Here is a 24,476-nt window from a genome sequence, read left to right as displayed (position 1 = left end):
TCAACACGGTACGCCCATCCGCTGGCGGGTGGGGGATGCCACGCCCGCATGTCACGGCTGAGCAGGTCAGGATCACAGTCGTAGGGGACGCCACCGGTCGGCGACGCCCCCCACCATAGCGGCTAGAGCCGCTCCACCACGTAGTCGATCGAGGCGGTCAGCGCCTCGACGTCGGCCGGCTCCACCGCCGGGAAGAGCGCCACCCGGAGCTGGTTACGGCCGAGCTTGCGGTACGGCTCGGTGTCGACGACGCCGTTCGCCCGCAGCGCCTTCGCGATCGCCGAGGCGTCCACCCCGTCGGCGAAGTCGATGGTGGCGACCACGTTGGAACGCAGCGCCGGGTCGGTGACGAACGGGGTCGCGACGGCGGAGCGCTCGGCCCAGCCGTAGACCGTTCCGGCGCTCTCGGCGGTGCGCTTGGCGGCCCAGGAGAGTCCGCCCTGCGCGTTCATCCAGTCGGTCTGCTCGGCGGCCAGGAAGATGGTGGCCAGCGCCGGGGTGTTGTAGGTCTGCTCCAGCCGCGAGTTGTCGATCGCGGTGACCAGGTCGAGGAAGGCCGGGACGTACCGGCCCGAGGCCTTGATCTCGGTGGCCCGCTCCAGCGCGGCCGGCGACATGAGCGCGATCCAGAGGCCGCCGTCGGAGCCGAAGCACTTCTGCGGGGCGAAGTAGTAGACGTCGGTCTCGCCGACGTTGACGTCCAGCCCGCCGGCCCCGGAGGTGGCGTCGACCAGCAGCAACGACCCCGGGTCGGCCCCGTCCACCCGGGCGATCGGCACCGCCACACCGGTCGAGGTCTCGTTGTGCGGGGTGGCGTAGACGTCGACCCCGGCCTCGGCGACCAGCGACGGCGCGCTGCCCGGCTCGGACTTGCGGACGGTCGGCTCACCGAGGAACGGCGCGTCCTTGACCGACTTGGCGAACTTCGCCCCGAACTCGCCGAAGCTGGCGAACTGCGCCCGGTCGCGGACCAGGCCGAAGGCGGCGACCTCCCAGAACGCGGTGGTGCCGCCGTTGCCGATCACGACCTCGTACCCCTCGGGGAGGGAGAAGAACTCGGCGAGACCACGACGCAGCCGGGCGACCTGGTCCCGGACGGTCTTCTGCCGGTGCGAGGTGCCGAGGTAGCTGGTCGCGACGTCGGCGAGCGCGGACACGGCCGCCGGACGGACCTTGGACGGCCCGCAGCCGAACCGGCCGTCGGCGGGCTTGATCTCGTCGGGAATCCGGATGGTCGAAACATCAGCCACGGTGATCAGGCTTCCTTACTGTGGGCCACTTGACCGGGTGCGAGTGGTGGTCCGGCGACGCTGCCGAGGCACCCATCCTCCCATCCGGGCCCCCTGCCGGACGCCGTCACCGTCCGCCCGGTGATGAGGCGCTGCCCACACCCGGGCGCCGTGCCGCCACCCGCCGCCCCCGTCGATCATGGACTTTGGGTACCTGACAAACCCCCGCAAACCTGGCTGATCGGGCACCACAACTCCATGATCGACGGAGTCGGTCGGGAACTCAGACGCCGTGCGGGATGGCGTTCCAGCCGTCCACGTCCTGCGGCTTGCGGGGGCCGTGACCGACGTAGCGGGCGGACGGGCGGACCAGCCGGCTGAGCTTCTTCTGTTCGAGGATGTGCGCGCTCCAGCCGCCCATCCGGGCGCAGGTGAACATCGAGGTGAACATGTGCGCCGGCACCTCGGCGAAGTCGAGCACCACGGCCGACCAGAACTCGACGTTGGTGGCGAGGACCCGGTCCGGGCGGCGGGCCTGGAGTTCGGCCAGCGCGGCCTTCTCCAGCGCCTCGGCCACCTCGAAGCGGGGTGCGCCCAGCTCGCGGGCGGTGCGGCGGAGCACCCGGGCACGCGGGTCCTCGGCCCGGTAGACCCGGTGGCCGAAGCCCATCAGCCGCTCGCCCCGGTCCAGCACGCCCTTGACGTACCCCTCGGCGTCGCCGCTGCGCTCCACCGCCTCCAGCATGGTCAGCACCCGGGAGGGGGCGCCGCCGTGCAGCGGGCCGGAGAGCGCGCCGATGCCGGAGGAGATGCAGGCGGCGGCGTCCGCGCCGGTGGAGGCGACGATCCGGGTGGTGAAGGTCGAGGCGTTCATCCCGTGCTCGGCGGCCGAGATGAAGTAGGCGTCGACGGCCTTGACGTGCCGGGGGTCGGGCTCGCCCCGCCAGCGCTTCATGAACCGCTCGACGATGGTGGATGCCTTGTCGATCTCCTTCTGCGGCACCGCCGGCAGGCCGAGACCCCGGGCCGACTGGGCGACGAAGGAGAGCGCGGTGACCGAGACCCGGGCCAGGTCCTCGCGGGCCTGCTCGTCGGAGATGTCGAGGAGCTGGTTGAGCCCCCAGTACGGGGCGAGCATCGCCACGGCGGACTGCACGTCGACCCGGATGTCGCCGGAGTGCACCGGCACCGGGAACGGCTCGGCCGGCGGCAGGCCGGGACCGAACCGGCCGTCGACCAGCAACGCCCAGACGTTGCCGAAGGAGACCTGACCGATGAGGTCCTCGATGTCGACCCCGCGGTAGCGCAGCGACCCACCCTCGCGGTCCGGCTCGGCGATCTCGGTCTCGAAGGCTACGACGCCCTCCAGGCCCGGTTTGAAGTCGGCCATGTCGTCTCCTTGGATCTGCTCGGTGCGCCCGCCTGGGCTCATCCGGCCGGTCGGCCGGGCGCCGTAGGCGACCCTCAGGGATGTGTTCGGAACATCTTGCCTGGTGGACAACCGGGTTTGCGACCCGCAACCACTGTGCTACAGGCGACATCCGACGGGGCGGGCAACCGCAACATCGTGGTGACCCGGGGCACAACGTGCTGGTCAACGGTGTGTGGCACCGTATCGGCAGGCAAAGAGGAGGGGAACGTGACGGGAGACACAGTGGTCCCGGACGTCGGGTCGCCCGGGAACGCCGAGCAGAAAGGGCTTTCCCGGGCGGATCTGGCGGCCGACTGGTGCACCCAGTTCGACCGCTGGTTCCGGGACGTGGTCGCCGCCGCGCTGCCCGAGCCGACCGCGATGGTGGTCGGCACCGCCGACGCGGCCGGCCGCCCGAGCGGGCGGACCGTCCTGCTCAAGCGGTACGACCCCGAGGGTTTCGTCTTCTTCACGAACCACACCTCACGCAAGGGCGCCGAGGCGCTCGCCAACCCGTACGCCAGCCTGGTCTTCCCGTGGTTCGCCGTCGGCCGGCAGGTGACCGTCACCGGACGGGTGGGGCCGGTGGAGCGGGCCGAGACGGAGGAGTACTTTGCCAGCCGGCCGCGCGGCTCCCAACTCGGCGCCTGGGCCAGCCCGCAGTCCCAGGTGATTCCCGACCGCGACTACCTGGTGGAGCGCCAGCGGGAGGTGGCCGAGCGGTTCGCCGGCACCGACCCGGTCCCGCCCCCGCCGCACTGGGGCGGGCTGCGGGTCGCCCCGGACGTGGTCGAGTTCTGGCAGGGACGGGCCAACCGGCTGCACGACCGTTTCCGTTACCGCCGTACCGAGCAGGGCGACTGGATCGTCGAACGGCTCGCGCCGTGACCGGGGTGCAGGACGCGACCGGGGCGAAGGACGCGACCCGGGTGGCGGGGGAACGGTCGGGGGGTGCCGCCCGCCGCTGGGCGATCGACCTGCGTCCGCTGCGGGTGCCCACGTACCGGCGGCTCTGGACCGGCAACAGCGTGGCGATGTTCGGCTTCCAGTTCACCGCCGTCGCGGTCCCGGTCGAGATGTACGCGCTGACCCGCGACTCGTTCTGGGTCGGGCTGATCGGGGTGGCCGCCTTCCTGCCGTTGTTGGTCTTCGGGCTCTGGGGCGGGGTGATCGCCGACCGCCGGGACCGCCGTCAGGTGCTGCTGGTGGGTTCCGTGCTGCTCTGGTTGTCCACGCTCGGGCTGCTGGTGCAGGCGCTGCTCGGGGCGCGCAGCCCGGTGCTGCTGCTGGCCCTGGTGGCGGTGCAGTCGGTCGCGTTCGCCATCTCCTCGCCGGCGCGCAGCGCGATGCTGCCCCGGCTGGTGCCGCTGGACCTGGTGCCGGCGGCCAGCACGCTGAACTACACCACCAACACCGCGGCCACGGTGGCCGGGCCGATGGTCGCCGGGCTGATCTTCGGCATCTGGGGCACCGACACCGGCCTCCCGATCGCGTACGCGGCGGACGCCCTGCTGCTCACCGCGCTGATCTGGGCCGCCCGGGGACTGCCGGCCCTGCCGCCCGAACCGGACCCGGACGGCGCTCCGCGCCGGCGGGGACTGGCCAGCGTGGTGGACGGCTTCCGCTACCTGGTCACCACCCGGGTGCTGATGCTGTCGTTCGTCATCGACCTGATCGCCATGATCCTGGCCATGCCCCGGGCGCTCTTTCCGGAGGTCGCCGAGGAGCGCTTCGGTGGCGGCGCGGCGGTCGGCTGGCTGTTCAGCGCGATCGCGTTCGGCGCGCTGCTCGGCGGGTTGACCTCCGGCTGGATCGGTCGGCTCCAGCGGCAGGGATTGGCGCTGGTCGTGGCGGTGGTCGGCTGGGGCGTGGCGGTCGCCCTGGCCGGGCTCGCCGGGCAGCTCTGGCTGGCCGTCGGGCTGCTCGCCGTGGCGGGTGCCGCCGACCTGGTCAGCGCGGTGCTGCGACAGTCGATGCTGCTGGTGCACGCGCCGGACCGGATGCGTGGTCGGCTCCAGGGGGTGAACACCGTGGTCGTCGCCGGTGGGCCCCGCCTGGGCGATCTGCGGGCCGGTTCGATGGCCGCCGGCCTCGGCAGCGGGGTGGCCTGGGTCGGCGGCGGCCTGGCCGCGGCGGTACTGGCCGTGCTGCTCGCGGTCGCCTTCCCCGCCCTGGCCCGCTACCGGACCGCCCCGCCCGCCACCACCCGGCAGCCCTGAGCCGGGCGGGGCGGTCGTACGGCGGCCGGACGCGGTGTCGGCCGGGCGGCCCGGTGCACGGCAGCGGACGTACGGTCGCCGGAGGCGGTGTCGGCCGGGCAGCCCCGGGCGCGGCGGTGGACGTGAGGCCGTCGGACGCGACGGTGGACGTGAGGCCGTCGGGCGCGGCGGTGGTCCAGGGACTAGGGTCGCCGGCATGCAGACCACCGAGCCCACTCCGCCCTCCGGAGCACAGTGGACCATCGCCGCCGCCGGTCACGAGGCCGTCATCGTGGAGGTGGGGGGTGGACTGCGGGCGTACCGCCGCGACGGCGTCGACTACGTCGACGGCTACGGCGCCGACGAGATCTGCCCCGGGTCCGCCGGGCAGGTGCTCGCCCCCTGGCCGAACCGGATCCGGGACGGCGCGTACACCTTCGACGGGCGGTCGTACGCGCTGCCGCTGACCGAGCCGAGCCGGCACGTCGCCATCCACGGCCTGGTGAACTGGGTGCCGTGGCGACTGGTCGAGCAGGCCGAGGACGTGGTGACCGTGGGCTACGACCTGCCGCCGCACCCGGCCTACCCGTGGGCGCTGCGGCTGCGTACCCGGTGGAGCGTGGGAGCGGACGGGCTGCGCGCGGAACACGAGGTGACCAACCTCGCCACCGAGCCGGCCCCGTTCGGTCTCGCCGTGCACCCGTACCTGCGACTGCCCGGCGTGGCCGTGGACGACATGCTGATGCGGGTCCCCGGACGCAACCGGCTGGTGGTGGACGGCCGGCTGCTGCCGGTCGGCGCGGCCCCGGTGGCCGGCACCAAGTACGACTGGACGGTGCCCCGCCCGATCGGTGACGCGGTGCTGGACACCACCTTCGGCGCGGTGATCCGGGACGCCGACGGCGGCTCGACGGTCACCCTCGCCGCCCCGGACGGTTCGGACGCGGTGCGTCTCTGGGCAGGCGCCGAGTTCGGCTGGTGGCAGGTGTTCACCGGTGACGCGCTGTCCGGTGAGCGGCACCGCCGATCGGTGGCGGTGGAGCCGATGACCTGCCCGCCGGACGCGTTCCGCTCCGGCCGGGACCTGATCACGCTGGCCCCCGACCAGACCTGGCGGGGCACCTGGGGCGTCCGGCCCGGAGTCTGAGCGGCCGACGGAGAAGAGAGCCTGAGTGACCGACGGAGAAGGAGGCGCGGCATGGAGTTCGCGGAGGTCGTCCGGCGGCGACGGATGGTGCGCAACTACGACCCGGACCGCCCCGTCCCGCCGGAGGTGGTGGACCGGCTGCTCGACCACGCGATCCGCGCGCCGTCGGCCGGTTTCGCCCAGGGCTGGGGTTTCCTGGTCCTGACCGACCCGACCGACCGGGAGCGGTTCTGGGCTGCGGCGACGCCCGAACGGGGCGGCCGGGACCGCTGGCTGGCCGGGATGCGACGGGCTCCGCTGATCGTGGTGCCGCACGCCAACCGCTCCGCCTACCTCGACCGGTACGCCGAGCCGGACAAGGGCTGGACGGACCGCGCCGAGGAGCGCTGGCCGGTGCCGTACTGGCACGTCGACGCCGGGTTCGCCTCGTTGCTGATGCTGCTCACCGCCGTGGACGAGGGACTGGGGGCGTGCTTCTTCGGTATCCCGCCGGAGCGCACCGCGGCGTACCGGGCCGCGTTCGACGTTCCGGCGGAGTTCACTCCGGTCGGTGCGATCACCGTCGGTTACCGGGCACCTGACCAGCGGTCACCGTCGTTGCGTCGGGGACGTCGACCGGTCGACGAGGTGGTGCACCGGGGACGTTGGGGCCGACCGGCTCCCACTCCGGACGCGGGGAACGCGGCCGAGTAGCGAAGCTGACAAGAGGGAGCAAAATGTGAAGTGACGGGGGCCGCTAGGCTGGCAAGGTCATCGAATACCGCTGGGTCGCGGTGTCACGCCGCGGCCCTCGGCTGGCGGGTGCCGGCCGGCTCGGCAAAGGGGAGGGGAGCGTGCCGTCGTGATCTTCAGAGCGGTTCGGGACGGGCGTCCCTACCCGGAGCACCACCTCACCCTCAAGCAGTGGGCCGAGATCCCACCGCGCCCGCTCCGCCTCGACCAGCTGATCACCACCAAGCGGGAGTTGGCGCTGGACAAGCTCCTCGCCGAGGACTCCACCTTCTACGGTGACCTCTTCCCGCACGTGGTGCAGTGGAACGGCGGTCTCTACCTGGAGGACGGGCTGCACCGGGCGCTGCGCGCCGCCCTCCAGCAGCGCAACCAGATCCACGCCCGGGTGCTCGTGCTGAGCGGCCAGACCGAGTAGCCCTGCGGTGTCGCGTCCGCGCCTGAGGGATCGTTAGGGTGACGGCATGAGCGCACCCACCCTCGACCTGCTCGACCTGGACTCGTCGCTCGGCGAGGAGGAACGGCAGATCCGCGCCGTCGTGCGCCGGCTCGTCGACGACCGGGTACGCCCGTACGTCGCCGACTGGTACGAGCGGGGTGAGGTGCCCGCCCGCGAGCTGGCCCGGGAGTTCGGCAGGCTCGGCCTGCTCGGCATGCACCTGACCGGGTACGGCTGCGCCGGTTCCTCGGCGGTCGCGTACGGCCTGGCCTGCCTGGAACTGGAGGCCGGCGACTCGGGCGTGCGCTCCCTGGTCTCGGTGCAGGGCGCGCTGGCCATGTACGCCATCTGGCGGTACGGCAGCGAGGAGCAGAAGCAGCGATGGCTGCCCGGCATGGCGACCGGCGAGCTGATCGGCTGCTTCGGGCTGACCGAGCCGGACCACGGCTCCGACCCCGCGTCGATGGCGACCCGGGCCCGCCGGGACGGCGACGACTGGTTGCTCACCGGCGGCAAGATGTGGATCACCAACGCGCCGGTCGCGGACGTCGCGGTGATCTGGGCACGGGCCGAGGAAGGGGTGCGCGGGTTCGCCGTACCGCTGGACACGCCCGGGGTGGCCACCCGTGAGATCCGCCGCAAGATGTCGCTGCGCGCGTCGGTGACCGGTGAGATCTCCCTCGACGACGTCCGGCTCCCGGCGGACGCCCTGCTGCCGGGGGCGGTCGGGCTGAAGGCCCCGCTGAGCTGCCTCACCGAGGCCCGGCACGGCATCGTCTGGGGCGCGCTCGGCGCGGCCCGGGAGTGCCTGGAGACGACCCTGCGGTACGCCACCACGCGGACCCAGTTCGGCCGGCCGATCGCCGGGTTCCAGTTGACCCAGGCCAAGCTGGCCGACATGGCGGTGGAGTGGCAGAAGGGCTACCTGCTCGCCCTGCACCTGGGCCGGCTGGCCGACGCGGGCAGCCTCCGTCCGGAGCAGGTCAGCGTCGGCAAGCTCAACAACGTCCGGGAGGCGCTGGCCATCGCCCGCCAGTGCCGGACGATCCTCGGCGCGAACGGCGTCTCCGGGGAGTACCCGGTGATGCGGCACGGCGACAACCTGGAGAGCGTGCTCACCTACGAGGGCACCTCGGAGATCCACCAGCTGGTCATCGGCCAGAAGCTGACCGGCGTCTCCGCCTTCACCTAGGCCGACGACCAGCTGGTCCCCCGTTCCCGCCGGACGACCTGCGCAGGCGGTCTAGCCGGCCGCGCGATCCCCGGCGAGCAGCGCGTCGATCTGCCCCATGGCCGCGCGGGAGCCCTCCTCCATGCCCATGGCGACCAGTTCCTCCATCTGTTCGGCGCTCCGGAACGTGGAGACCGTCGTCATGCGGGTGCGGTCACCGACCTGCTCCAGGGTCACCATGCCGTGGTTGTGGTCCTCGGGGTCGACCGGTTCGCCGTCCTCGCCGGCGAAGCCGTCGTCGAACTCCAGCCGGTGCGGGGCGTCGATGGCGGTGATCGTCCACCAGCCGCGCGACTTCTCGCCCTCCGGGCCGGTCATGTGGTAGCGGGAGGCGCCACCCACCACGAAGTCGTGCCGGTCGAAGGTGGCGGGCCACTCCGGCGGGCCCCACCAGCGCTCCAGCTGGCGCGGGTCGGCCCAGAGCTGCCACACCCGCTCCACGCCGGCGTCGAACTCGGCGACGATGGTGAGGGTCCTCGCCTCGGGGTCCTTCTGCGAACTGATGACAGGCATCTGTCGACCTACCTTTTCATTCCTCGTCCAGAATCTGGTCCATGCGGTGCACCCGGTGGCGCCACAGCTCCTCGTACGCGTCGAGGAGCTGGCTCACGCGGCGCAACGCCGCCAGGTCACCGTGCACGATCTGTTCCCTGCCCTTGCGCTGCTTCGTGACGAGAGACGCCCGTTCGAGGACGGCCACGTGTTTCTGCACCGCCGCGAAGCTCATGGTGTAGTGCCGCGCGAGCGCCGTCACGGACTGCCCACCGCGGATCACCCGGGCGAGGATGTCGCGGCGGGTGGCGTCGGCCAGGGCGTGGAAGACGCGGTCGACCTCCGCCTGATCCAACTCATCTACAACCATGTGGTTGTACGTTAGTGGCCCCGGGCGGTGGGCGCAAGCACCCGGTCTGCCCGGGACGAATCCGAGCACCGCTCGACGGGCGCGTGTCGTACCGGGGACGTACCGTCATTCCCAGACAGCAATGTCACGACCGAGGACGGTGAGGGCGATGTCCCGCAACGGCGATGTCAACCAGCCCACGCGCGAGTTCCCGGAATACCCGGCCGACAGCGCGTCGACCGACCCGGCACCGGCTGCCCGGCCGGTCGCCGAGCCCGACGGGCCCGACGACGCCGGTCGCCGTGGCCCGGCCCGTGGGCTGCTCCTGGTGCTCGGGGCCGCCGCGCTGGTCGTGGTGGTCCTGCTCGGCACCCAGGTGACCGGCCTCTGGCCGAGCTGGCGTAACCCGTTCGCCCAGGAGACCACCGACCGCAGCCAGCCGCCGCTGCTGAAGTCGATCCGGGACCTCAGCCGCTACGTGGCCGCCGAGGGCAACTTCCAGGTCGTCGTCGACCTGGAGACCGACCGGAAGTACGTCCCGGACTTCCTGCTCAACGAGCGCACCCTCTTCGTCGGGGCGGGCCGGGTCGAGGCGTACGTCGACTTCTCGAAGATCGCCGAAGGGGCGGTGGTGGAGTCCGCCGACGGGAAGTCCGTCGAGATCACTCTCCCCGCGCCCCAGATGAGCGACACCAACCTCGACATCGAGAAGAGCTACGTCTTCGCCGAGAAGCGGGGGCTGCTCAACCGGCTCGGCGACGTCTTCGCCGACGACCCGAACCGGCAGCGGGAGGTCTACCGGCTGGCCGAGGAGCGGATCACCGCCGCCGCCCGGGACAGCGAACTCGCGGCCCGAGCCGAGGCGAACACCCGCAAGATGCTGGAGGGACTGCTCCGTTCACTCGGCTACCAGACGGTCACCGTCACCTACACCAAGCCCTGACCCTGCGACGCCGCGACGTGGCGACGCCCGCCCCGGGAAGCCGGGGCGGGCGTCGTGGTCGTCGGGTCACGCCACGTCGGGCGTGGCGGCGGGGGTCAGTACTGGACGGCGTACCGGTCCTCGTTGGGCATCAGGAGCCAGAGCACCAGGTAGACGATGACCTGGGTGCCGGGCAGCAGCAGGGACAGGAGGAACAGCAGTCGGACGAACCCGGGAGACCTACCGAACCGCTGGGCCAGGCCGGCGCAGACACCGGCGAACATGCGCCCCTGACGGGGCCGGACCAGTTTGCGACTCATCGTCGTCTACTCCCACTCTGCGGCGCTTTGGCCGCCTCTGCAATCCACGGTAGGCGGGGCGCGCCACCGCGCCCTCGGCCCGCAGGTGGATCGGCAACCGGCGTACCCGTAGGTACTTACCCGCGCCGGAATGGGGTGACCCCTCCCCGACGGCGGCGATCGGCGCGGGTGTGGTGGCGACCGATCGGGGAAACCGTGACCAGGGCGGGTACGCTCGCCGGCGGCCCCGCCGACGTCGCCGGGGCCGAGGGGAGAGGTGCGGGTCATGATCAGCGTCTTCGATCTCTTCAGTGTCGGCATCGGGCCGTCGAGTTCGCACACGGTCGGGCCGATGCGCGCCGCGCGTACCTTCGTGGAGGGGCTCAAGGCCGACGGGCTGCTCGCCGGCACCGCCCGGGTGCGCGCCGAACTGTTCGGATCGCTCGGCGCGACCGGGCACGGGCACGGCAGCGACCGGGCGGTCCTGCTCGGCCTGGCCGGTGAGGCCCCGGAGACGGTCGACACCGACGGCGTCGGCCCCCTGGTGGACCGGGTCCGTAGCGAGCGGCGGCTGCGCCTGCTCGACGTACACGAGATCGACTTCGACCCGGACCGGGACCTGGTCCTGCACCGGCGGCGGTCGCTGCCGTACCACCCCAACGGGATGACCTTCACCGGGTACGACGCCGACGGGGCCGAGCTGCGCACCCGCACGTACTACTCGGTCGGTGGCGGGTTCGTGGTGGACGAGGCGGCGGCCGGCGCGGACCGGATCCGGCCGGACACCACCGCCGTCCGGTATCCGTTCGCCACCGGCGTGGAGTTGCTGGAGGTCACCACCGCCACCGGGCTGTCGATCAGCGAGGTGATGCTCGCCAACGAGCTGTCCTGGCGCAGCGAGGCGGAGGTTCGCGCCGGCCTGCTTAGGATCTGGCGGGTGATGCGGGAGTGCGTCGACCGGGGCTGCGCGCGCGACGGCGTACTCCCCGGTGGGTTGAAGGTCCGGCGGCGCGCGGCGGAGCTGCGCCGGGGGCTGGAGGCGGACGCGGGAAGCGCGGACCCGCTGCGGGTGATGGACTGGGTCACGCTGTTCGCCCTGGCGGTCAACGAGGAGAACGCGGCCGGCGGGCGGGTGGTCACCGCTCCCACCAACGGAGCGGCCGGGATCATCCCGGCGGTGCTGCACTACTACGCCCGCTTCGTGCCGGGCGCCGACGACGAGGGCGTGGTCCGCTTCCTCCTGGCGGCCGGGGCGATCGGGGTGCTCTTCAAGGAGAACGCCTCGATCTCCGGTGCCGAGGTCGGCTGCCAGGGCGAGGTCGGTTCGGCCTGTTCGATGGCGGCGGCCGGGCTGGCCGAGGCGCTCGGCGGCACCCCGGCCCAGGTGGAGAACGCCGCCGAGATCGGCATGGAGCACAACCTCGGCCTGACCTGTGACCCGGTCGGGGGTCTGGTGCAGATCCCCTGCATCGAGCGGAACGCGGTGGCTAGCATCAAGGCGATCACGGCCGCCCGGCTCGCGCTGCGGGGCGACGGGGTACACGCGGTCTCCCTGGACAAGGTGATCAAGACGATGCGGGAGACCGGCGCCGACATGAAGGTCAAGTACAAGGAGACGGCACGCGGGGGTCTCGCGGTCAACGTGATCGAGTGCTGAGCCCGGAGGCCGGGCGACCCGTGTGACGGCATCCCGGCGAGCCGGTCGCCGGAGTGCGGGCCGGGGCGGGAGGCGACGGTGGCGACCGGTGCCGCGACCCTGTGGTCGCACCGCAACGCGCTGCGCATCCTGGTCCGCCGCGACCTGGCGGTGAAGTACCAGCGGTCCGTGCTCGGGTACCTCTGGTCGCTGATCGAGCCGCTCGGCCTGGGCGCGGTCTACTACTTCGTCTTCGGGGTCCTGTACGCCCGGGACACCGGTCGGCACCTCGGCGAGGCGGCCGGGTCGTACCCGCTCTTCCTGGTCGCCGGGATCTTCGCCTGGCAGTGGGCCGCCTCGGCGATCACCGAGGCGGCCAACGCGCTGACCGGCCAGGCCCGGCTGGTCACCGTGCTGAACGTGCCCCGGGAGATCTTCCCGGTCGGCCGGGTCGCCGGCCGGTTCGCCGAGTACGTCGCCGGCCTGCCGATCCTGGTCGGCGTCGCCGCGGTCTACGCCCTGCGCGGCCGGATCGACCCGGGCGTGGAGCTGCTCGCCCTCCCGTTGGCCCTGCTGGTGCAGGCGGTCCTGCTGGTCGGGGTGGCGCTGCTGCTCTCCGCCCTCAACGTGCTGGTGCGCGACGTGGAACGGGTGATGCGCCTGGTGCTCCGGGTGCTCTTCTACGCCACGCCGATCATCTATCCGCTGAGCCTGGTGCGGGACTCCCCGGTCCCCGGCTGGTGCAAGGCGCTCTACGAGCTGAACCCGCTGGTCGGCATCGTGCAGCTGCACCACGCGGCCTGGTATCCGGACGAGTTCCCGGACACCCGGCTGCTGGTCACCTCGGTCGCCGGCAGTCTCCTCGTGTTCGTCGCCGGTCGGCTGGCGTTCCGTCGTCTCGAACCGGCCGTACTCAAGGAGTTGTGAGGCGTGCGTCCCGGGGAGCGGCGGGGAGTGACCGCGATGATCGAGGCGGACGGGCTGGGCATCCGGTTCGCCCGTAACCGGCGGCGGCGGTTGCGCCTGCGCGAGCTGGTCGTCCACCGGGGCGGCCGGGACCCGGACGGCGGCCGGTTCTGGCCGTTGCGGAAGGTGTCGTTCACGATCGCCCCCGGGGAACGGGTCGGTGTGCTGGGCCGCAACGGCAGTGGCAAGAGCACCCTGCTACGGCTGATCGCCGGGGTGCTGATCCCCGACGAGGGCCGGATCCGGGTGCGTGGCGCGGTCGCCCCGCTGCTGGAACTCTCCGCCGGCTTCGCCGGTGACCTGACCGGGCGGGAGAACCTGCACCTGGTCGGTGGCCTGCACGGGCTCTCTCCGGATTACCTCCGGCGGCACTTCGATGACATCATCTCCTTCGCTGGCGAGCAGGTCGAGCGGGCCGTCGACACTCCGGTACGGCACTACTCCTCCGGGATGAAGATCCGGCTCGGCTTCGCGATCGTCAGCCGGCTGCCGCACCCCGTGCTGCTGATGGACGAGGTGACGGCCGTCGGGGACGCGGAGTTCCGTGCGAAGTGCTACGCCACGATCGACCGACTGCTCGCGGAGGGGCGCACCTTGGTGCTGGTGTCACACAACGAGAAGGACCTGACCCGGTTCTGCCGTCGGGGTCTCTACCTCGACGGTGGCCGGTTGACCGTCGACGGGTCGCTGGACGAGGCGCTCGCCGCGTACCACCGGTCGGTCACCCGGTGACGCTCGCGATCGTGCTCGCCGCCGGGGGGCCGGCGGCGGCGCTTCCCGACGACGCCGTTCCCCACCTCGTCGCGCAGTGGCGGGCCGCCGGGGCGACCGAGGTCCGGGTCGCCGCCGACCTGGGCGAGCTGGCCGCGCTGGCCGGGCACGCGACCGGGCCGGTGCTGGTCTCCGGAGCGGACCTGGTGGCCCACACCACCGTGCTGAAGCACCTCGCCACCAGCCCGGTCCCGGGCACGGCCGCGCTGGTGCTGGCCGACCCGCCGGCCGACCGGCACGCGGTGGTCCGCGAGGAACGCGGCCAGGTGGTGTCCGCCGGCTCCACCGGGACGCTGCCCGACGCCACCGGCAGTTTCGGCGGTGCGCTGCGGGTCGTCCCGGCCGACCTGCCCGCGCTGGTCGCCGCGGCCCGGACAGCCGCCACCACGACCGTCCCCGCCGGTACGTCCACCGACCCGGGCCTGCCCGGCCCCGGTCCGGCCGGTGGACCGGGCGGGTCCGACGCCGCGCTGGTCGGCGCCGACCTGGACCGGCTCTTCGCCGCGTTCACGGCCACCGGGGTGCTGACCTTCGCGCACCGGGTGCGCCTGCTCGTCGCGCACCGGGTGGTCGACCCGACCGGGCTGGCCGCCGCCCGCGCCGAGCTGGCCGGGGTGGACGAGGACGCGGCCGAGCTGCGGCTGTCGGTGAAGGAGCGGGACGACTTCTTCACCACCTACTTCGTCAGCACCTGGTCGCCGTACGTGACGAAGCTCTGCGCGCGGCTGGGGCTGACGCCGACCGGGGTCACCATGATCTCGGTGCTCTTCGCCGTGGTCGCGGCGGTGCTGTTCGGCGTCGGCGGGCGGCCCGCGCTGGTGGCCGGTGGCGTGCTGCTCTACCTCGGGTTCATGCTCGACTGCGTGGACGGGCAGCTCGCCCGGTACACCCGCAACTTCAGCCCGTGGGGCGGCTGGCTGGACACCATGGCCGACCGGGCCAAGGAGTACGTCGTCTACGCCGGGCTCGGCTTCGGGATGACGCACGCCGGGCTGGGCGACGGCTGGGTCCTGGCGCTCGCCGCGATGACCCTCCAGACCGTGCGGCACCACGTCGACGCCTGGTACGGGGTGCTGCACGACGCGGCGGCCCGCCGGCCGAAGGCCGCCAGCACCGGTGGGGGCATCGGCGACCGGCTGAACGCCGCGTCGAACCGGGTGCAGAACGACACCGGCTCGCTGTCGTACTGGCTGAAGCGGACCGTGGTCTTCCCGATCGGGGAACGCTGGGCGCTGATCGCGTTGGCCGCCGCACTCTTCGACACCCGGGTCGCCCTGGTCGCCGTCCTGGTCTGGGGTGGGCTGGCGTTCGCGTACACGGGGGCGCTGCGCACCCTGCGGGCCCGGTTCCTGCGGGTGCCGGCGCTCGGCACCGTCGACGCCGGCCTGCACCGCGACGACGGCCTGCTGCTGCGCCGGTTCGGCGGGCGGATCCCGGCGCAGCTCCCCCTCGCGGTGCTCGCCGCGCTGGCCGCGCTCGGCCTGCTCGGTGCGGCGCTGACCGGTGGGGAGACGGCCCGCTGGGCCGCCCCGGTGGCGCTGCTGGTGCTGCTCGCCGCCGGCCTCGCCGCGCGGGGTCGGGCCGAGGGGCCGCTGGACTGGCTGGTGCCGGCCGCGCTGCGGGCCGCCGAGTACGTCTTCGCGATCGCCGTCGGGGTGGCCGGCGACGTGCCGTTGCCCCTGGTCTTCGGGTACGTCTTCGTGCTGACGCTGCTCCACTACGACCTGGTGGCCCGGCTGGAGAAGCGGCAGCCCGCCCCGCCGCTGCACGACCTCACGCTGGGCTGGGAGGGGCGCTCGGTCCTGCTGGTCGTGGCGCTGATCGCCGGATTCGCGTGGGTGGGGATGGCTACACTCGGTGCGTACCTTTTCGTGGTGTTCGTAATGAGTGTGGTCGCCGCCTGGGTGACCGTCCCGGCCCGCGCCGCGAGCGCCCCGGCGCGGTGAGGGGGCGCCGCGCGGTGGGCTGACCGGGGGGCCCGGGATGGCGCTGATCAGCTTCGTCGTACCGGTCCACCGGGTCCAGGGCTACCTGCGCGAGTGCCTGGACTCGCTGCTCGGGCAGGCGTTCGACGACGTCGAGGTGATCGCCGTCGACGACTGCTCCCCGGACGCCAGCCCGGAGATCCTCACCGGCTACGCCGGCCGGGACCCCCGGGTCCGGCTGGTCCGGCTGACCGGAAACGTCGGGCTCGGTCCGGCCCGCAACGTGGGGCTGGACCGGGCCACCGGCGAGTACGTCTGGTTCGTCGACGGCGACGACTGGCTCACCCCCGGGTGCCTCCCGGTGGTCGCCGCGCGGCTCCGGGCCACCCGACCGGACGTGCTCCTGGTCGACCACGTCCGGACGCACTGGGACGACAGCGTCACCCGCAGCGCGCTGCGGGACGTCCTCCCCGGACCGGTCGGGGCGGAGACGTTCCGGCTGCGGGACCGCCCCGAGACGGTCGCCCTGCTGCACACCGCCTGGAACAAGCTGGTCCGCCGGGAGTTCCTGCTCTCCCTCGGGCTGCGGTTCGCGCCCGGCTGGTACGAGGACGTCTCGTTCAGCTACCCGGTGCTGCTGGCCGCCGGGCGGATCGGGCTGCTCGACCGGGTCTGCGTGAACTACCGGCAGCGGCGGGCCGGGGCGATCACCCGTACCCCGGGGGACCGGCACTTCGACGTCTTCGCCCAGTGGGAGCGGGTGTTCCGGTTCCTGGCCGACCATCCGGCCGCCGCCGGGGCGCAGGAGTTGCGCCCGGTGCTGTTCGAACGGATGGTCTGGCACTACCTGACGGTGCTCGGCAACGGCGAGCGGATCGCCCCGGAGTTGCGGGCGGCGTTCTTCGACCGGGTCGTCGCCGAGCACGCCCGGTGGCGGCCACCGGGCGGATACCGGGCGCCGGACGGGGTCGAGGGGCTCAAGCACCGGCTGGTGGCGGCCGGACGGTGGCGTACCTTCAGCGCTCTGCGCGGCGTCCACCAGGCGGGTGGGACGGCCCGGCGGACCGTGCGGGCGGCGCGGCGGCGGGGTGTCCCGGTGCTGCGCGGCGCGGCGCGGCTGACCCGGGACGCCGCGCTGCTCGTCGGATACCGGGCGGAGCTGCGCCGACCGGTCGACCCGACGCTCGCCGTCTACGCCGCGTACTGGTACCGGGGGTACGCCTGCAACCCGGCCGCGATCCACGCCGCCGCCCGCCGGCTGGCCCCGCATGTACGCGGGTTGTGGATCGTCCGGCGGGACCGGGTCGACTCGTTGCCGCCCGGCCTGGAGTACGTGGTGGCCGGCACCGCCGCCTACTTCCGGGCGCTGGCCCGGGCCCGGTGGCTGGTCAACAACGTCAACTTCCCCGACCACGTGCGCAAACGCCCCGGCACCGTGCACGTGCAGACGCACCACGGCACCCCGGTCAAGGTGATGGGGCTGGACCAGCGGCGGTATCCGCTCGGCGCGTCCGGGATGGACTTCGCCGCGCTGCTGCGCCGGGTCGACCGGTGGGACTACAGCATCTCCTCGAACAGTTTCTCCACCCAGATGTGGGAGCGGGCGTACCCGGCGTCGTACGTGACCCTTGAGGTGGGCTATCCGCGCAACGACCGGCTGGTGAACGCCACCGCCGACGAGGTCGCCGACATCCGGGTGGGGCTCGGCGTCGGGCCGGGGGAGCGGGTGGTGCTCTACGCGCCCACCCACCGGGAGCACCTTCCCGGCTACCGTCCCCCGTTCGATCCCCACCAACTGCTCGACGCGCTCGGTCCCCGTGGCCGACTCCTGGTGCGCAGCCACTACTTCCACGACCGTGAGCCGGACGGGTCCGGCTGGCCGTCCGGCGACCGGGTGACCGACGTCAGCGGGTACGAGCCGGTGGAGGACCTCTACCTCGCCGCCGACGTGCTGGTCACCGACTACTCCTCGGCGATGTTCGACTTCGCCGTGCTGGACCGGCCGATCGTGGTGTACGCGCCGGACCTGGCGGCGTACCGGCTGGCGCGGGGGGTCTACTTCGACGTGACCGAGGAACCGCCGGGCGCGGTGGCGACCACCTTTCCCGACCTGGTCGACGTGTTCCGCTCCGGGGCGGTCGACTCGTCGGTGGCCACCGGGGAACGACAGCGGTTCCGGGCCCGGTTCTGCGTCTGGGACGACGGGCGGGCCGCCGAACGGGTGGTCCGCCGGGTCTTCCTCGGCGAGCCGGCCGGCGGCGGCCCGGGTGACATGGAATGACGCGGATACCGGGGCGGAAGGAGGGACGGTCGGTGTAATAGGCCTGTCACGAGGCGAACATCACACGTTTACCCGATGTCCCGATCCCTTGATGCTGGTCAGAGTCAATGCGGTGTCCGCGACGACCAGCGGGAGGTGACGGGTGGCCACCGTCGCGTTGAAGGATGTCGCCAAGGTGTTCCCGAACGGGACGCTCGCGGTGGACAACGTCAGCCTCGATGTGAACGACGGCGAGTTCATGGTGCTGCTCGGGCCGTCGGGATGCGGGAAGTCGACGGTGTTGCGCATGGTCGCCGGCCTGGAGGATCCGACCAGCGGCGCGGTGATGATCGACGGCGAGTACGCCAACGACCTGACCCCGCGCGACCGGGGGGTCGCCATGGTCTTCCAGGACTTCGCGCTCTACCCGCACATGACGGTGGAGGACAACATCGCCTTCCCGCTCAAGCTGACCGGGATGGAGTTGAGTCCCCGGGAGGAGCGCGTGGCGAGCGTGGCCAGCGCGCTGGGCATCGGGGACGTGCTGGGCCGCCGGCCGAGCCAGCTCTCCGGTGGGCAGCGTCAGCGGGTCGCGATGGGCCGTGCGATCGTCCGCCGGCCCCGTCTCTTCCTGATGGACGAGCCGCTGTCCAACCTCGACAGCGGGCTCCGTGCCGAACTGCGGGCGGAGATCTCCGGGCTGACCCGGGAACTCGGCGTCACCACCATCTACGTCACCCACGACCAGGCCGAGGCGCTGACCATGGCCGACCGGGTCGCCATCATGCGCCGGGGCGTGCTCCAGGACGTCGGCACCCCCACCCAGGTGTACGGTCGCCCGGCCACCCTCTACGTCGCCGCCTTCCTCGGCAGCCCCCGGATGAACCTGCTGGAGGCGTCGGTCTACGTCCACCTCGACCGGTACGTGGCGCTGAACCTCGGCGAACAGTCGCTCTACCTGCCCTGGGACGACATCCGCAGCCGGGCGGTGGCGCACTACCACGGTGAGCGGATCGTGGTCGGGATGCGTGCCGAGGCGCTGACCCCGGTCGCGCCGGACGCCCCGGGCGACGTTCTCCAGGGGCGGATCCGCTTCCTGGAGCACCACGGGCACGAGTCGCTGGCCTTCCTCGACGTCGGGGCGACGGCGGTGGTGGTGGACGAGATGGGTCGGCGGGTCGACGTGGACGACACCGACTCCGGCTCGCGCGGCCTGCGCCGAGGGCTCGGGCAGATGGTGCAGCGACTCACCGGTCGGTCGGCGGAGCCGGCCCCGGAGCAGCCGGTGATCCGCGACAGCCGGGCCAGCGTGCTCGGCGAGCCGGGCCGGCACCACCGCCGTCCGGCGGAGCTGTCCGTCCGGCTGGCCCCGTATCCGGCGGTGACCGCCGGCCAGCAACTGGCGGTCTCGGTCCGGATGGACGCCGTGCACTTCTTCGACGACCGGGGCGACCGGATCGACGTGGGCTGGCGCTGAGCGCGGTGACGGGCGGCTCCCGGCTGCCCCTTGCCCGGGAAGTTACCGGTCAGTAGCCTCTCTGGGTATGTCGATTGACTCGCGTCAGGTGGCTGCCGGTCTGCTGGCGGCGGTGCCGTTCGTCCGTACCCTCGACCTGGAGGTCGTCGAGGTCGAGGCCGAGGGCGACGGCGGTGTCCGGGCCGTGCTGCGGCTGCCCGACACCACGGCGACCCACAACCACGTCGGCGGCCCGCACGCCGGGGCGATGTTCACCCTCGGCGAGAGCGCCTCCGGCGCGGTGGTGCTCGCGGCCTTCGGTCACCTGCTCGACCGGGCGACGCCGCTGGCCGTGCGGGCCGAGATCGGCTACCGCCGACTGGCGATGGGGCCGGTCACCGCGACCGCCCGCCTCGGCCGGCCGGCCGGGGAAGTGGTCGCCGAGCTGGACGCCGGCCGCCGGCCGGAGTTCCCGGTGTCGATCGAGATCACCACCGCCGACGGCACCCCCACCACCACGATGACCGTCGTCTGGACCCTGCGACCCAACTGACCGCTGTCGGCGGCTGGGCGCGGAATGAGGTTTGTGGGCGGTTTCCACTGGTTAGATTCAGGGGGTGCTGGGCCTACCCGATCACGTGACCGCCTGCCTCTTCGACCTGGACGGCGTGCTGACCCAGACCGCCCGGGTGCACAACGCCGCGTGGACCGAGACCTTCGACGCGTTCCTGCGCGCGCGGTCCACCGCCACCGGTGAGCCGTACCGCCCCTTCGACCCGGGGGACGACTACAACCGGTACGTCGACGGCCGGCCCCGGGCCGACGGGGTCCGCACCTTCCTCTCCTCCCGGGGCGTCGCGCTGCCCGAGGGGGCCGCGGACGACCCGCCCGGGGCGGAGACCGTGCACGGGCTCGGCAACCGTAAGAACGTCGTCCTGCTGGAGCGGCTGCGCACCGGCGGCGTCGACGTCTACCCCGGCTCGGTGGCGTACCTGGAGGCGGTGGCCGCCGCCGGGCTGCACCGGGCGGTCGTCTCGGCCAGCGCCAACTGCCGTGAGGTGGTCGCCGCCGCCGGCCTGGAACACCTGCTGGAGGTCCGGGTGGACGGGCTGGTCGCCCGTGCCGAGGGACTGCGCGGCAAACCGCACGCGGACACCTTCCTGGCGGCGGCACGGCAGCTCGGCGTCGTACCCGCCCAGGCGGTGGTCTTCGAGGACGCGCTGGCCGGGGTGGCCGCCGGCCGGGCGGGCGGGTTCGGCTACGTGGTCGGCGTCGACCGGGTCGGACAGGCCGACGAGCTGCGCGCCCAGGGCGCCGACGTCGTGGTACGCGACCTCGGCGACCTGCTCGACGTGGAGTTCCGCGGGTGATCCGGGAACGGGCGTATCCGGTCGAGCCGTGGCACGTGCGGGAGGTGCTGCTCGACCTCGACGTGCTGGCCCAGTCCGAGTCGATCTTCGCGCTCTCCAACGGGCACATCGGGATGCGCGGCAACCTCGACGAGGGTGAACCGCACGGCCTGCCCGGCACCTACCTGAACTCCTTCTACGAGCTGCGTCCGCTGCCGTACGCCGAGGCCGGGTTCGGCTTCCCGGAGTCCGGGCAGACCATCGTCAACGTCACCAACGGCAAACTGATCCGGCTGCTCGTCGACGACGAGCCGTTCGACGTCCGGTACGGCGAGCTCCTCGACCACGAGCGGATCCTCGACCTGCGCGCCGGCACCCTGCACCGGTACGTGCACTGGCGTTCCCCGGCCGGGCGGGAGGTCAAGCTGCGCAGCACCCGGCTGGTCTCGTTCCGCCAGCGCTCGGCCGCCGCGATCAACTACGAGGTCGAGGCGGTCGACGGGCCGCTGCGCTTGATCGTCCAGTCCGAACTGGTGGCCAACGAGGCGTTGCCCGCGCAGAGCAGGGATCCCCGGGTGGCGGCGGTACTGGAGTCACCGCTGCTCGCCGAGGAACAGCTCACCCGCGACAACGGCGGACTGCTGATCCACCGGACCAAGGTGAGCGGCCTGCGGGTGGCCGCCGCGATGGACCACGAGGTGCACGCGCCGGCCGACGTGACGGTCAGCACCGAGGGGTACGACGACTGGGTCCGTACCACCGTCGGCTGTGTGCTGGAGCCGGGCGAGAAGCTGCACGTGGAGAAGCTGCTCACGTACAGCTGGTCCAGCCAGCGGTCGCTGCCGGCGTTGCGCGACCAGGTCGGCGCGGCCCTCGCGGCGGCCCGGCTGGACGGCTGGGACGGGCTGCGCCGGGAACAGCGGGAGTACCTGGACGAGTTCTGGGACGCCGCCGACGTGCGGGTCGAGGGTGACCCCGAGGTGCAGCAGGCGGTCCGGTTCGGGCTGTTCCACGTGTTGCAGTCCGGTGCCCGCGCCGAACGACGACCGATCTCGGCCAAGGGGCTGACCGGCCCGGGGTACGACGGGCACGCGTTCTGGGACACCGAGATGTTCGTGCTGCCGGTGCTCACCTACACCCAGCCGAGCGCCGTCCGGGACGCCCTGCACTGGCGGCACGCCACCCTCCCGCAGGCCCGTGACCGGGCCCGGACGTTGTACCTGGACGGGGCGGCCTTCCCCTGGCGCACCATCGAGGGGCCGGAGTCGTCGGCGTACTGGCCGGCGGGGACGGCCGCCTTCCACGTCGCCGCCGACGTCGCCGACGCGCTGCGCCGCTACGTCCTGGTCACCGGGGACACCGAACTGGAACAGTCCATCGGACTGGAACTGCTGGTCGAGACGGCCCGGCTGTGGCGCTCGCTCGGACACCACGACCGGCACGGCGAGTTCCACATCGACGGTGTCACCGGCCCGGACGAGTACACCGCGGTCAAGGACGACAACGTCTACACGAACCTGATGGCCCAGCGGAACCTGCTCACCGCCGCCGACGTGGCGATGCGCTACCGCGACCAGGCGCTCCAGTACGGCGTCACCGAGGAGGAGGCGGCGACGTGGCGGGACGCTGCCCACGCGATGCACATCCCGTACGACGACGAGGTCGAGGTGCACGAGCAGGTCGAGGGGTTCACCCGTCAGGAGGAGTGGGACTTCGAGCACACGCCGTCGGACCGGTACCCGCTGCTGCTGCACTACCCGTACTTCGACCTGTACCGCAAGCAGGTGGTCAAGCAGGCGGACCTGGTGCTGGCGATGCACTGGCGCGGGGACGCGTTCAGCGCGGACGAGAAGCTGCGGAACTTCCTCTACTACGAGCGGCGGACCGTCCGGGACTCCTCCCTGTCGGCCTGCACGCAGGCGGTGCTGGCCGCCGAGGTGGGGCATCCCGAGCTGGCGCACAGCTACCTGCGTGAGGCCGCGCTGATGGACCTGCACGACCTCAACGAGAACACCCGCGACGGCGTGCACATGGCATCCCTGGCCGGGGCGTGGATCGCCCTGGTCGCCGGGTTCGGCGGACTCCGCGACCACGACGAGGAACTGTCGTTCTGCCCCCGGCTCTCCAGTCGGCTCAGCCGCCTGGAGTTCTCGCTCCAGTGGCGACAGCTCCGGTTGCGGGTGGACATCCGGGGGCACCAGACGACGTACTCGTTGCGACACGGCGGGCCGGACGCCGTGCTGGAGCTGCGGCACTACGGTGAGCGCATCCGGGTCACCTGCGACCAGCCGGTCACCATGCCGGTGCCGCCGCCCCGTCCGTCCGGCCCACCGCCGACCCAGCCCCCCGGCCGCGCCCCCCTACGCCAGGCCGACAAGATCCGCGAGTAAACCCCCACCCCACCACCCCCTGCCCCTGCCCCACCCACCACCCACCCCATCTCCCTGTCGATCATGGAGTTCGGGCACCGAACAAGCCTCACAAATGCCACTGTTCAGGCGCCACAACTTCATGATCGACGGGGCGGTGGGGCGTGGGCGGTGGGCGGGACAGGGGGCGGTGGGGCGGTGGGGTGGGTCAGAGGTGGCCGCCGGTTGTGGGCTTGCCGGCGGCGTCGTGCGGGGCCATCGCCCTCGGGTCGTCGGCGGTGCGCGCCTGGGCGGCCTCGTCCGCCCAGTCCCGGCCGCGCTCCTCGTCCTCTCGGCTCCGCTGCTCGTCGGTGCGCTCCTTGCGGGACTTCTGCTGCTGGCCCATGCCGGTCCTCCCCGTCTGGTGGCAGCCGTGCGCCGGCCGCCTCGTGGCGGACGTCGCCCGCCGGTCGCCCACGGCTACCCGGGCCCGGCACCGGCAAACCCGCCACCGCCGGCCAGCGACCCGTCGTGGGCCGTACCTCGTCGCGGCTCCATGGCGGGCGTGCCGGCGGCCGAGCCGGGTAACGCACGCGGAGCCGGCGCAGGGGCCGGCGGTTGCGGAGGTCGGACCATGGACGTACGCACCACCGGGACGGCGATACCCGTCGCGAACGCACCCTCGGGGGCCGCGCTCACCGCGGACCTGTTCGTGCCCGCCGAACCGGTCGGGGTGGTGCTGTTCGCGCACGGCAGCGGTTCCTCCCGGCGTAGTCCGCGCAACGTGGCGGTGGCGCACACGCTCAACGACCGGGCGCTCGCCACCGTACTGGTGGACCTGCTGACCCCGGAGGAGGCGCGGGTGGACGCGCGGACCGCCGAACTCCGCTTCGACATCGACCTGCTCGCCGGGCGGCTGGTGGGCATCGTCGCCTGGCTGGCCGCCGAACCCGCGTTGGGACGGCTGCCGATCGGCCTGTTCGGGGCGAGCACGGGGGCAGCCGGGGCGCTTGTCGCGGCGGCGGACCGGCCGGACCTCGTCCGGGCGGTGGTCTCCCGGGGCGGGCGACCCGACCTGGCCGGTGCCGCCCTGTCCCGGGTACGCGCACCGAGCCTGCTCCTGGTCGGCGGCCTGGACGAACAGGTGCTGGCGCTGAACGAGTCGGCCCTCTCCACACTCGACGGGGTGGGCGAGTTGCGGGTGGTGCCCGGCGCGACACACCTCTTCGAGGAGCCGGGCACCCTGGAACAGGTCGCCGACCACGCCGGCACCTGGTTCACCACCCACCTGCGCTGAGCCCCGCCGCCCCGCCGCCCCG

The 24,476-nt window shown here is 72.8% G+C and carries 23 protein-coding genes; 17 read left to right on the top strand and 6 right to left on the bottom strand.

Going from position 1 to position 24,476, the window contains the following annotated elements:
- Positions 1 to 122: 122 nt before the first annotated feature.
- Positions 123 to 1,250, bottom strand: a complete 1,128-nt coding sequence (serC, locus tag QSK20_RS30100; RefSeq protein WP_285792001.1) for a phosphoserine transaminase — start codon at positions 1,248 to 1,250, stop codon at positions 123 to 125.
- Between the two features lie 262 nt (positions 1,251 to 1,512).
- Positions 1,513 to 2,619, bottom strand: coding sequence for a citrate synthase 2 (locus tag QSK20_RS30095; RefSeq protein ID WP_285792000.1), 1,107 nt, complete (start codon positions 2,617 to 2,619; stop codon positions 1,513 to 1,515).
- A gap of 249 nt (positions 2,620 to 2,868) precedes the next feature.
- On the opposite strand from QSK20_RS30095, the gene pdxH reads away from it, so the two are divergent.
- From pdxH to QSK20_RS30065, 6 genes are all read left to right on the top strand, one after another.
- The gene (gene pdxH, locus QSK20_RS30090; RefSeq protein ID WP_285791999.1) at positions 2,869 to 3,528 is read left to right on the top strand and encodes a pyridoxamine 5'-phosphate oxidase; all 660 of its coding nucleotides are present in this window, start codon (positions 2,869 to 2,871) and stop codon (positions 3,526 to 3,528) included.
- Positions 3,529 to 3,569: 41 nt separating this feature from the next.
- On the top strand, positions 3,570 to 4,859 hold the full coding sequence (locus tag QSK20_RS30085; RefSeq protein ID WP_285792037.1) for an MFS transporter: 1,290 nt from the start codon (positions 3,570 to 3,572) through the stop codon (positions 4,857 to 4,859).
- A gap of 196 nt (positions 4,860 to 5,055) precedes the next feature.
- Positions 5,056 to 5,985, top strand: a complete 930-nt coding sequence (locus tag QSK20_RS30080) for an aldose 1-epimerase family protein (protein ID WP_285791998.1) — start codon at positions 5,056 to 5,058, stop codon at positions 5,983 to 5,985.
- A 51-nt stretch (positions 5,986 to 6,036) separates the two neighbouring features.
- A complete protein-coding gene (locus QSK20_RS30075; protein ID WP_285791997.1) occupies positions 6,037 to 6,678 on the top strand; it encodes a nitroreductase family protein in 642 nt (213 codons plus the stop codon).
- Positions 6,679 to 6,826: 148 nt separating this feature from the next.
- A complete protein-coding gene (locus tag QSK20_RS30070; RefSeq protein ID WP_285791996.1) occupies positions 6,827 to 7,132 on the top strand; it encodes a type II toxin-antitoxin system VapB family antitoxin in 306 nt (101 codons plus the stop codon).
- A 46-nt stretch (positions 7,133 to 7,178) separates the two neighbouring features.
- The gene (locus QSK20_RS30065) at positions 7,179 to 8,345 is read left to right on the top strand and encodes an acyl-CoA dehydrogenase family protein (RefSeq protein ID WP_285791995.1); all 1,167 of its coding nucleotides are present in this window, start codon (positions 7,179 to 7,181) and stop codon (positions 8,343 to 8,345) included.
- Positions 8,346 to 8,396: 51 nt separating this feature from the next.
- Here the strand turns inward: QSK20_RS30065 and QSK20_RS30060 are convergent, their stop codons facing one another.
- Together QSK20_RS30060 and QSK20_RS30055 are read right to left on the bottom strand one after the other, a co-directional pair.
- Positions 8,397 to 8,897 carry an SRPBCC family protein gene (locus QSK20_RS30060; RefSeq protein ID WP_285791994.1) on the bottom strand — a complete coding sequence of 167 codons (501 nt, stop codon included), beginning with the start codon at positions 8,895 to 8,897 and terminating at the stop codon, positions 8,397 to 8,399.
- A gap of 16 nt (positions 8,898 to 8,913) precedes the next feature.
- On the bottom strand, positions 8,914 to 9,246 hold the full coding sequence (locus tag QSK20_RS30055; protein ID WP_088980974.1) for an ArsR/SmtB family transcription factor: 333 nt from the start codon (positions 9,244 to 9,246) through the stop codon (positions 8,914 to 8,916).
- 148 nt (positions 9,247 to 9,394) lie between these two features.
- Between QSK20_RS30055 and QSK20_RS30050 the strand changes: the two genes are divergently transcribed.
- Complete coding sequence (locus tag QSK20_RS30050) at positions 9,395 to 10,168, top strand: DUF4230 domain-containing protein (RefSeq protein WP_285791993.1); 774 nt, start codon at positions 9,395 to 9,397, stop codon at positions 10,166 to 10,168.
- A 95-nt stretch (positions 10,169 to 10,263) separates the two neighbouring features.
- Here QSK20_RS30050 and QSK20_RS30045 read toward each other — a convergent pair whose 3' ends face one another.
- A complete protein-coding gene (locus QSK20_RS30045; RefSeq protein WP_091455626.1) occupies positions 10,264 to 10,467 on the bottom strand; it encodes a PspC domain-containing protein in 204 nt (67 codons plus the stop codon).
- A gap of 265 nt (positions 10,468 to 10,732) precedes the next feature.
- On the opposite strand from QSK20_RS30045, the gene QSK20_RS30040 reads away from it, so the two are divergent.
- The 9 genes from QSK20_RS30040 to QSK20_RS30000 all read left to right on the top strand — a co-directional run bounded on the left by QSK20_RS30040 (position 10,733) and on the right by QSK20_RS30000 (position 23,199).
- Positions 10,733 to 12,103, top strand: a complete 1,371-nt coding sequence (locus QSK20_RS30040) for an L-serine ammonia-lyase (protein ID WP_285791992.1) — start codon at positions 10,733 to 10,735, stop codon at positions 12,101 to 12,103.
- Positions 12,104 to 12,181: 78 nt separating this feature from the next.
- Positions 12,182 to 13,009, top strand: a complete 828-nt coding sequence (locus QSK20_RS30035; protein ID WP_285791991.1) for an ABC transporter permease — start codon at positions 12,182 to 12,184, stop codon at positions 13,007 to 13,009.
- A gap of 96 nt (positions 13,010 to 13,105) precedes the next feature.
- Positions 13,106 to 13,780 carry an ABC transporter ATP-binding protein gene (locus tag QSK20_RS30030; RefSeq protein WP_502889077.1) on the top strand — a complete coding sequence of 225 codons (675 nt, stop codon included), beginning with the start codon at positions 13,106 to 13,108 and terminating at the stop codon, positions 13,778 to 13,780.
- A complete protein-coding gene (locus QSK20_RS30025) occupies positions 13,777 to 15,765 on the top strand; it encodes a DUF5941 domain-containing protein (RefSeq protein ID WP_285791990.1) in 1,989 nt (662 codons plus the stop codon). The genes QSK20_RS30030 and QSK20_RS30025 overlap by 4 nt, the downstream gene beginning before the upstream one ends.
- Before the next feature lie 37 nt (positions 15,766 to 15,802).
- Positions 15,803 to 18,025, top strand: a complete 2,223-nt coding sequence (locus QSK20_RS30020; protein WP_285791989.1) for a bifunctional glycosyltransferase/CDP-glycerol:glycerophosphate glycerophosphotransferase — start codon at positions 15,803 to 15,805, stop codon at positions 18,023 to 18,025.
- A gap of 142 nt (positions 18,026 to 18,167) precedes the next feature.
- Positions 18,168 to 19,481 (top strand): ABC transporter ATP-binding protein, encoded by a 1,314-nt coding sequence (locus QSK20_RS30015; RefSeq protein ID WP_285791988.1) that lies wholly within the window; start codon positions 18,168 to 18,170, stop codon positions 19,479 to 19,481.
- 67 nt (positions 19,482 to 19,548) lie between these two features.
- The gene (locus QSK20_RS30010; RefSeq protein ID WP_285791987.1) at positions 19,549 to 20,013 is read left to right on the top strand and encodes a DUF4442 domain-containing protein; all 465 of its coding nucleotides are present in this window, start codon (positions 19,549 to 19,551) and stop codon (positions 20,011 to 20,013) included.
- Between the two features lie 64 nt (positions 20,014 to 20,077).
- Positions 20,078 to 20,830, top strand: coding sequence for a beta-phosphoglucomutase family hydrolase (locus QSK20_RS30005; RefSeq protein WP_285791986.1), 753 nt, complete (start codon positions 20,078 to 20,080; stop codon positions 20,828 to 20,830).
- The gene (locus QSK20_RS30000) at positions 20,827 to 23,199 is read left to right on the top strand and encodes a glycoside hydrolase family 65 protein (protein WP_285791985.1); all 2,373 of its coding nucleotides are present in this window, start codon (positions 20,827 to 20,829) and stop codon (positions 23,197 to 23,199) included. The genes QSK20_RS30005 and QSK20_RS30000 overlap by 4 nt, the downstream gene beginning before the upstream one ends.
- Before the next feature lie 187 nt (positions 23,200 to 23,386).
- On the opposite strand, the gene QSK20_RS29995 is transcribed toward QSK20_RS30000, so the two are convergent.
- The gene (locus QSK20_RS29995; RefSeq protein WP_285791984.1) at positions 23,387 to 23,563 is read right to left on the bottom strand and encodes a hypothetical protein; all 177 of its coding nucleotides are present in this window, start codon (positions 23,561 to 23,563) and stop codon (positions 23,387 to 23,389) included.
- A gap of 228 nt (positions 23,564 to 23,791) precedes the next feature.
- Between QSK20_RS29995 and QSK20_RS29990 the strand changes: the two genes are divergently transcribed.
- Positions 23,792 to 24,454: a dienelactone hydrolase family protein gene (locus QSK20_RS29990; protein ID WP_285791983.1), complete on the top strand. Its 663-nt coding sequence runs from the start codon at positions 23,792 to 23,794 to the stop codon at positions 24,452 to 24,454.
- Positions 24,455 to 24,476 lie beyond the last annotated feature (22 nt).

Source organism: Micromonospora sp. NBRC 101691 (genome assembly GCF_030269285.1).
Lineage (GTDB): Bacteria > Actinomycetota > Actinomycetes > Mycobacteriales > Micromonosporaceae > Micromonospora > Micromonospora echinospora.
This window is presented reverse-complemented; position numbering and strand designations above follow the sequence as displayed.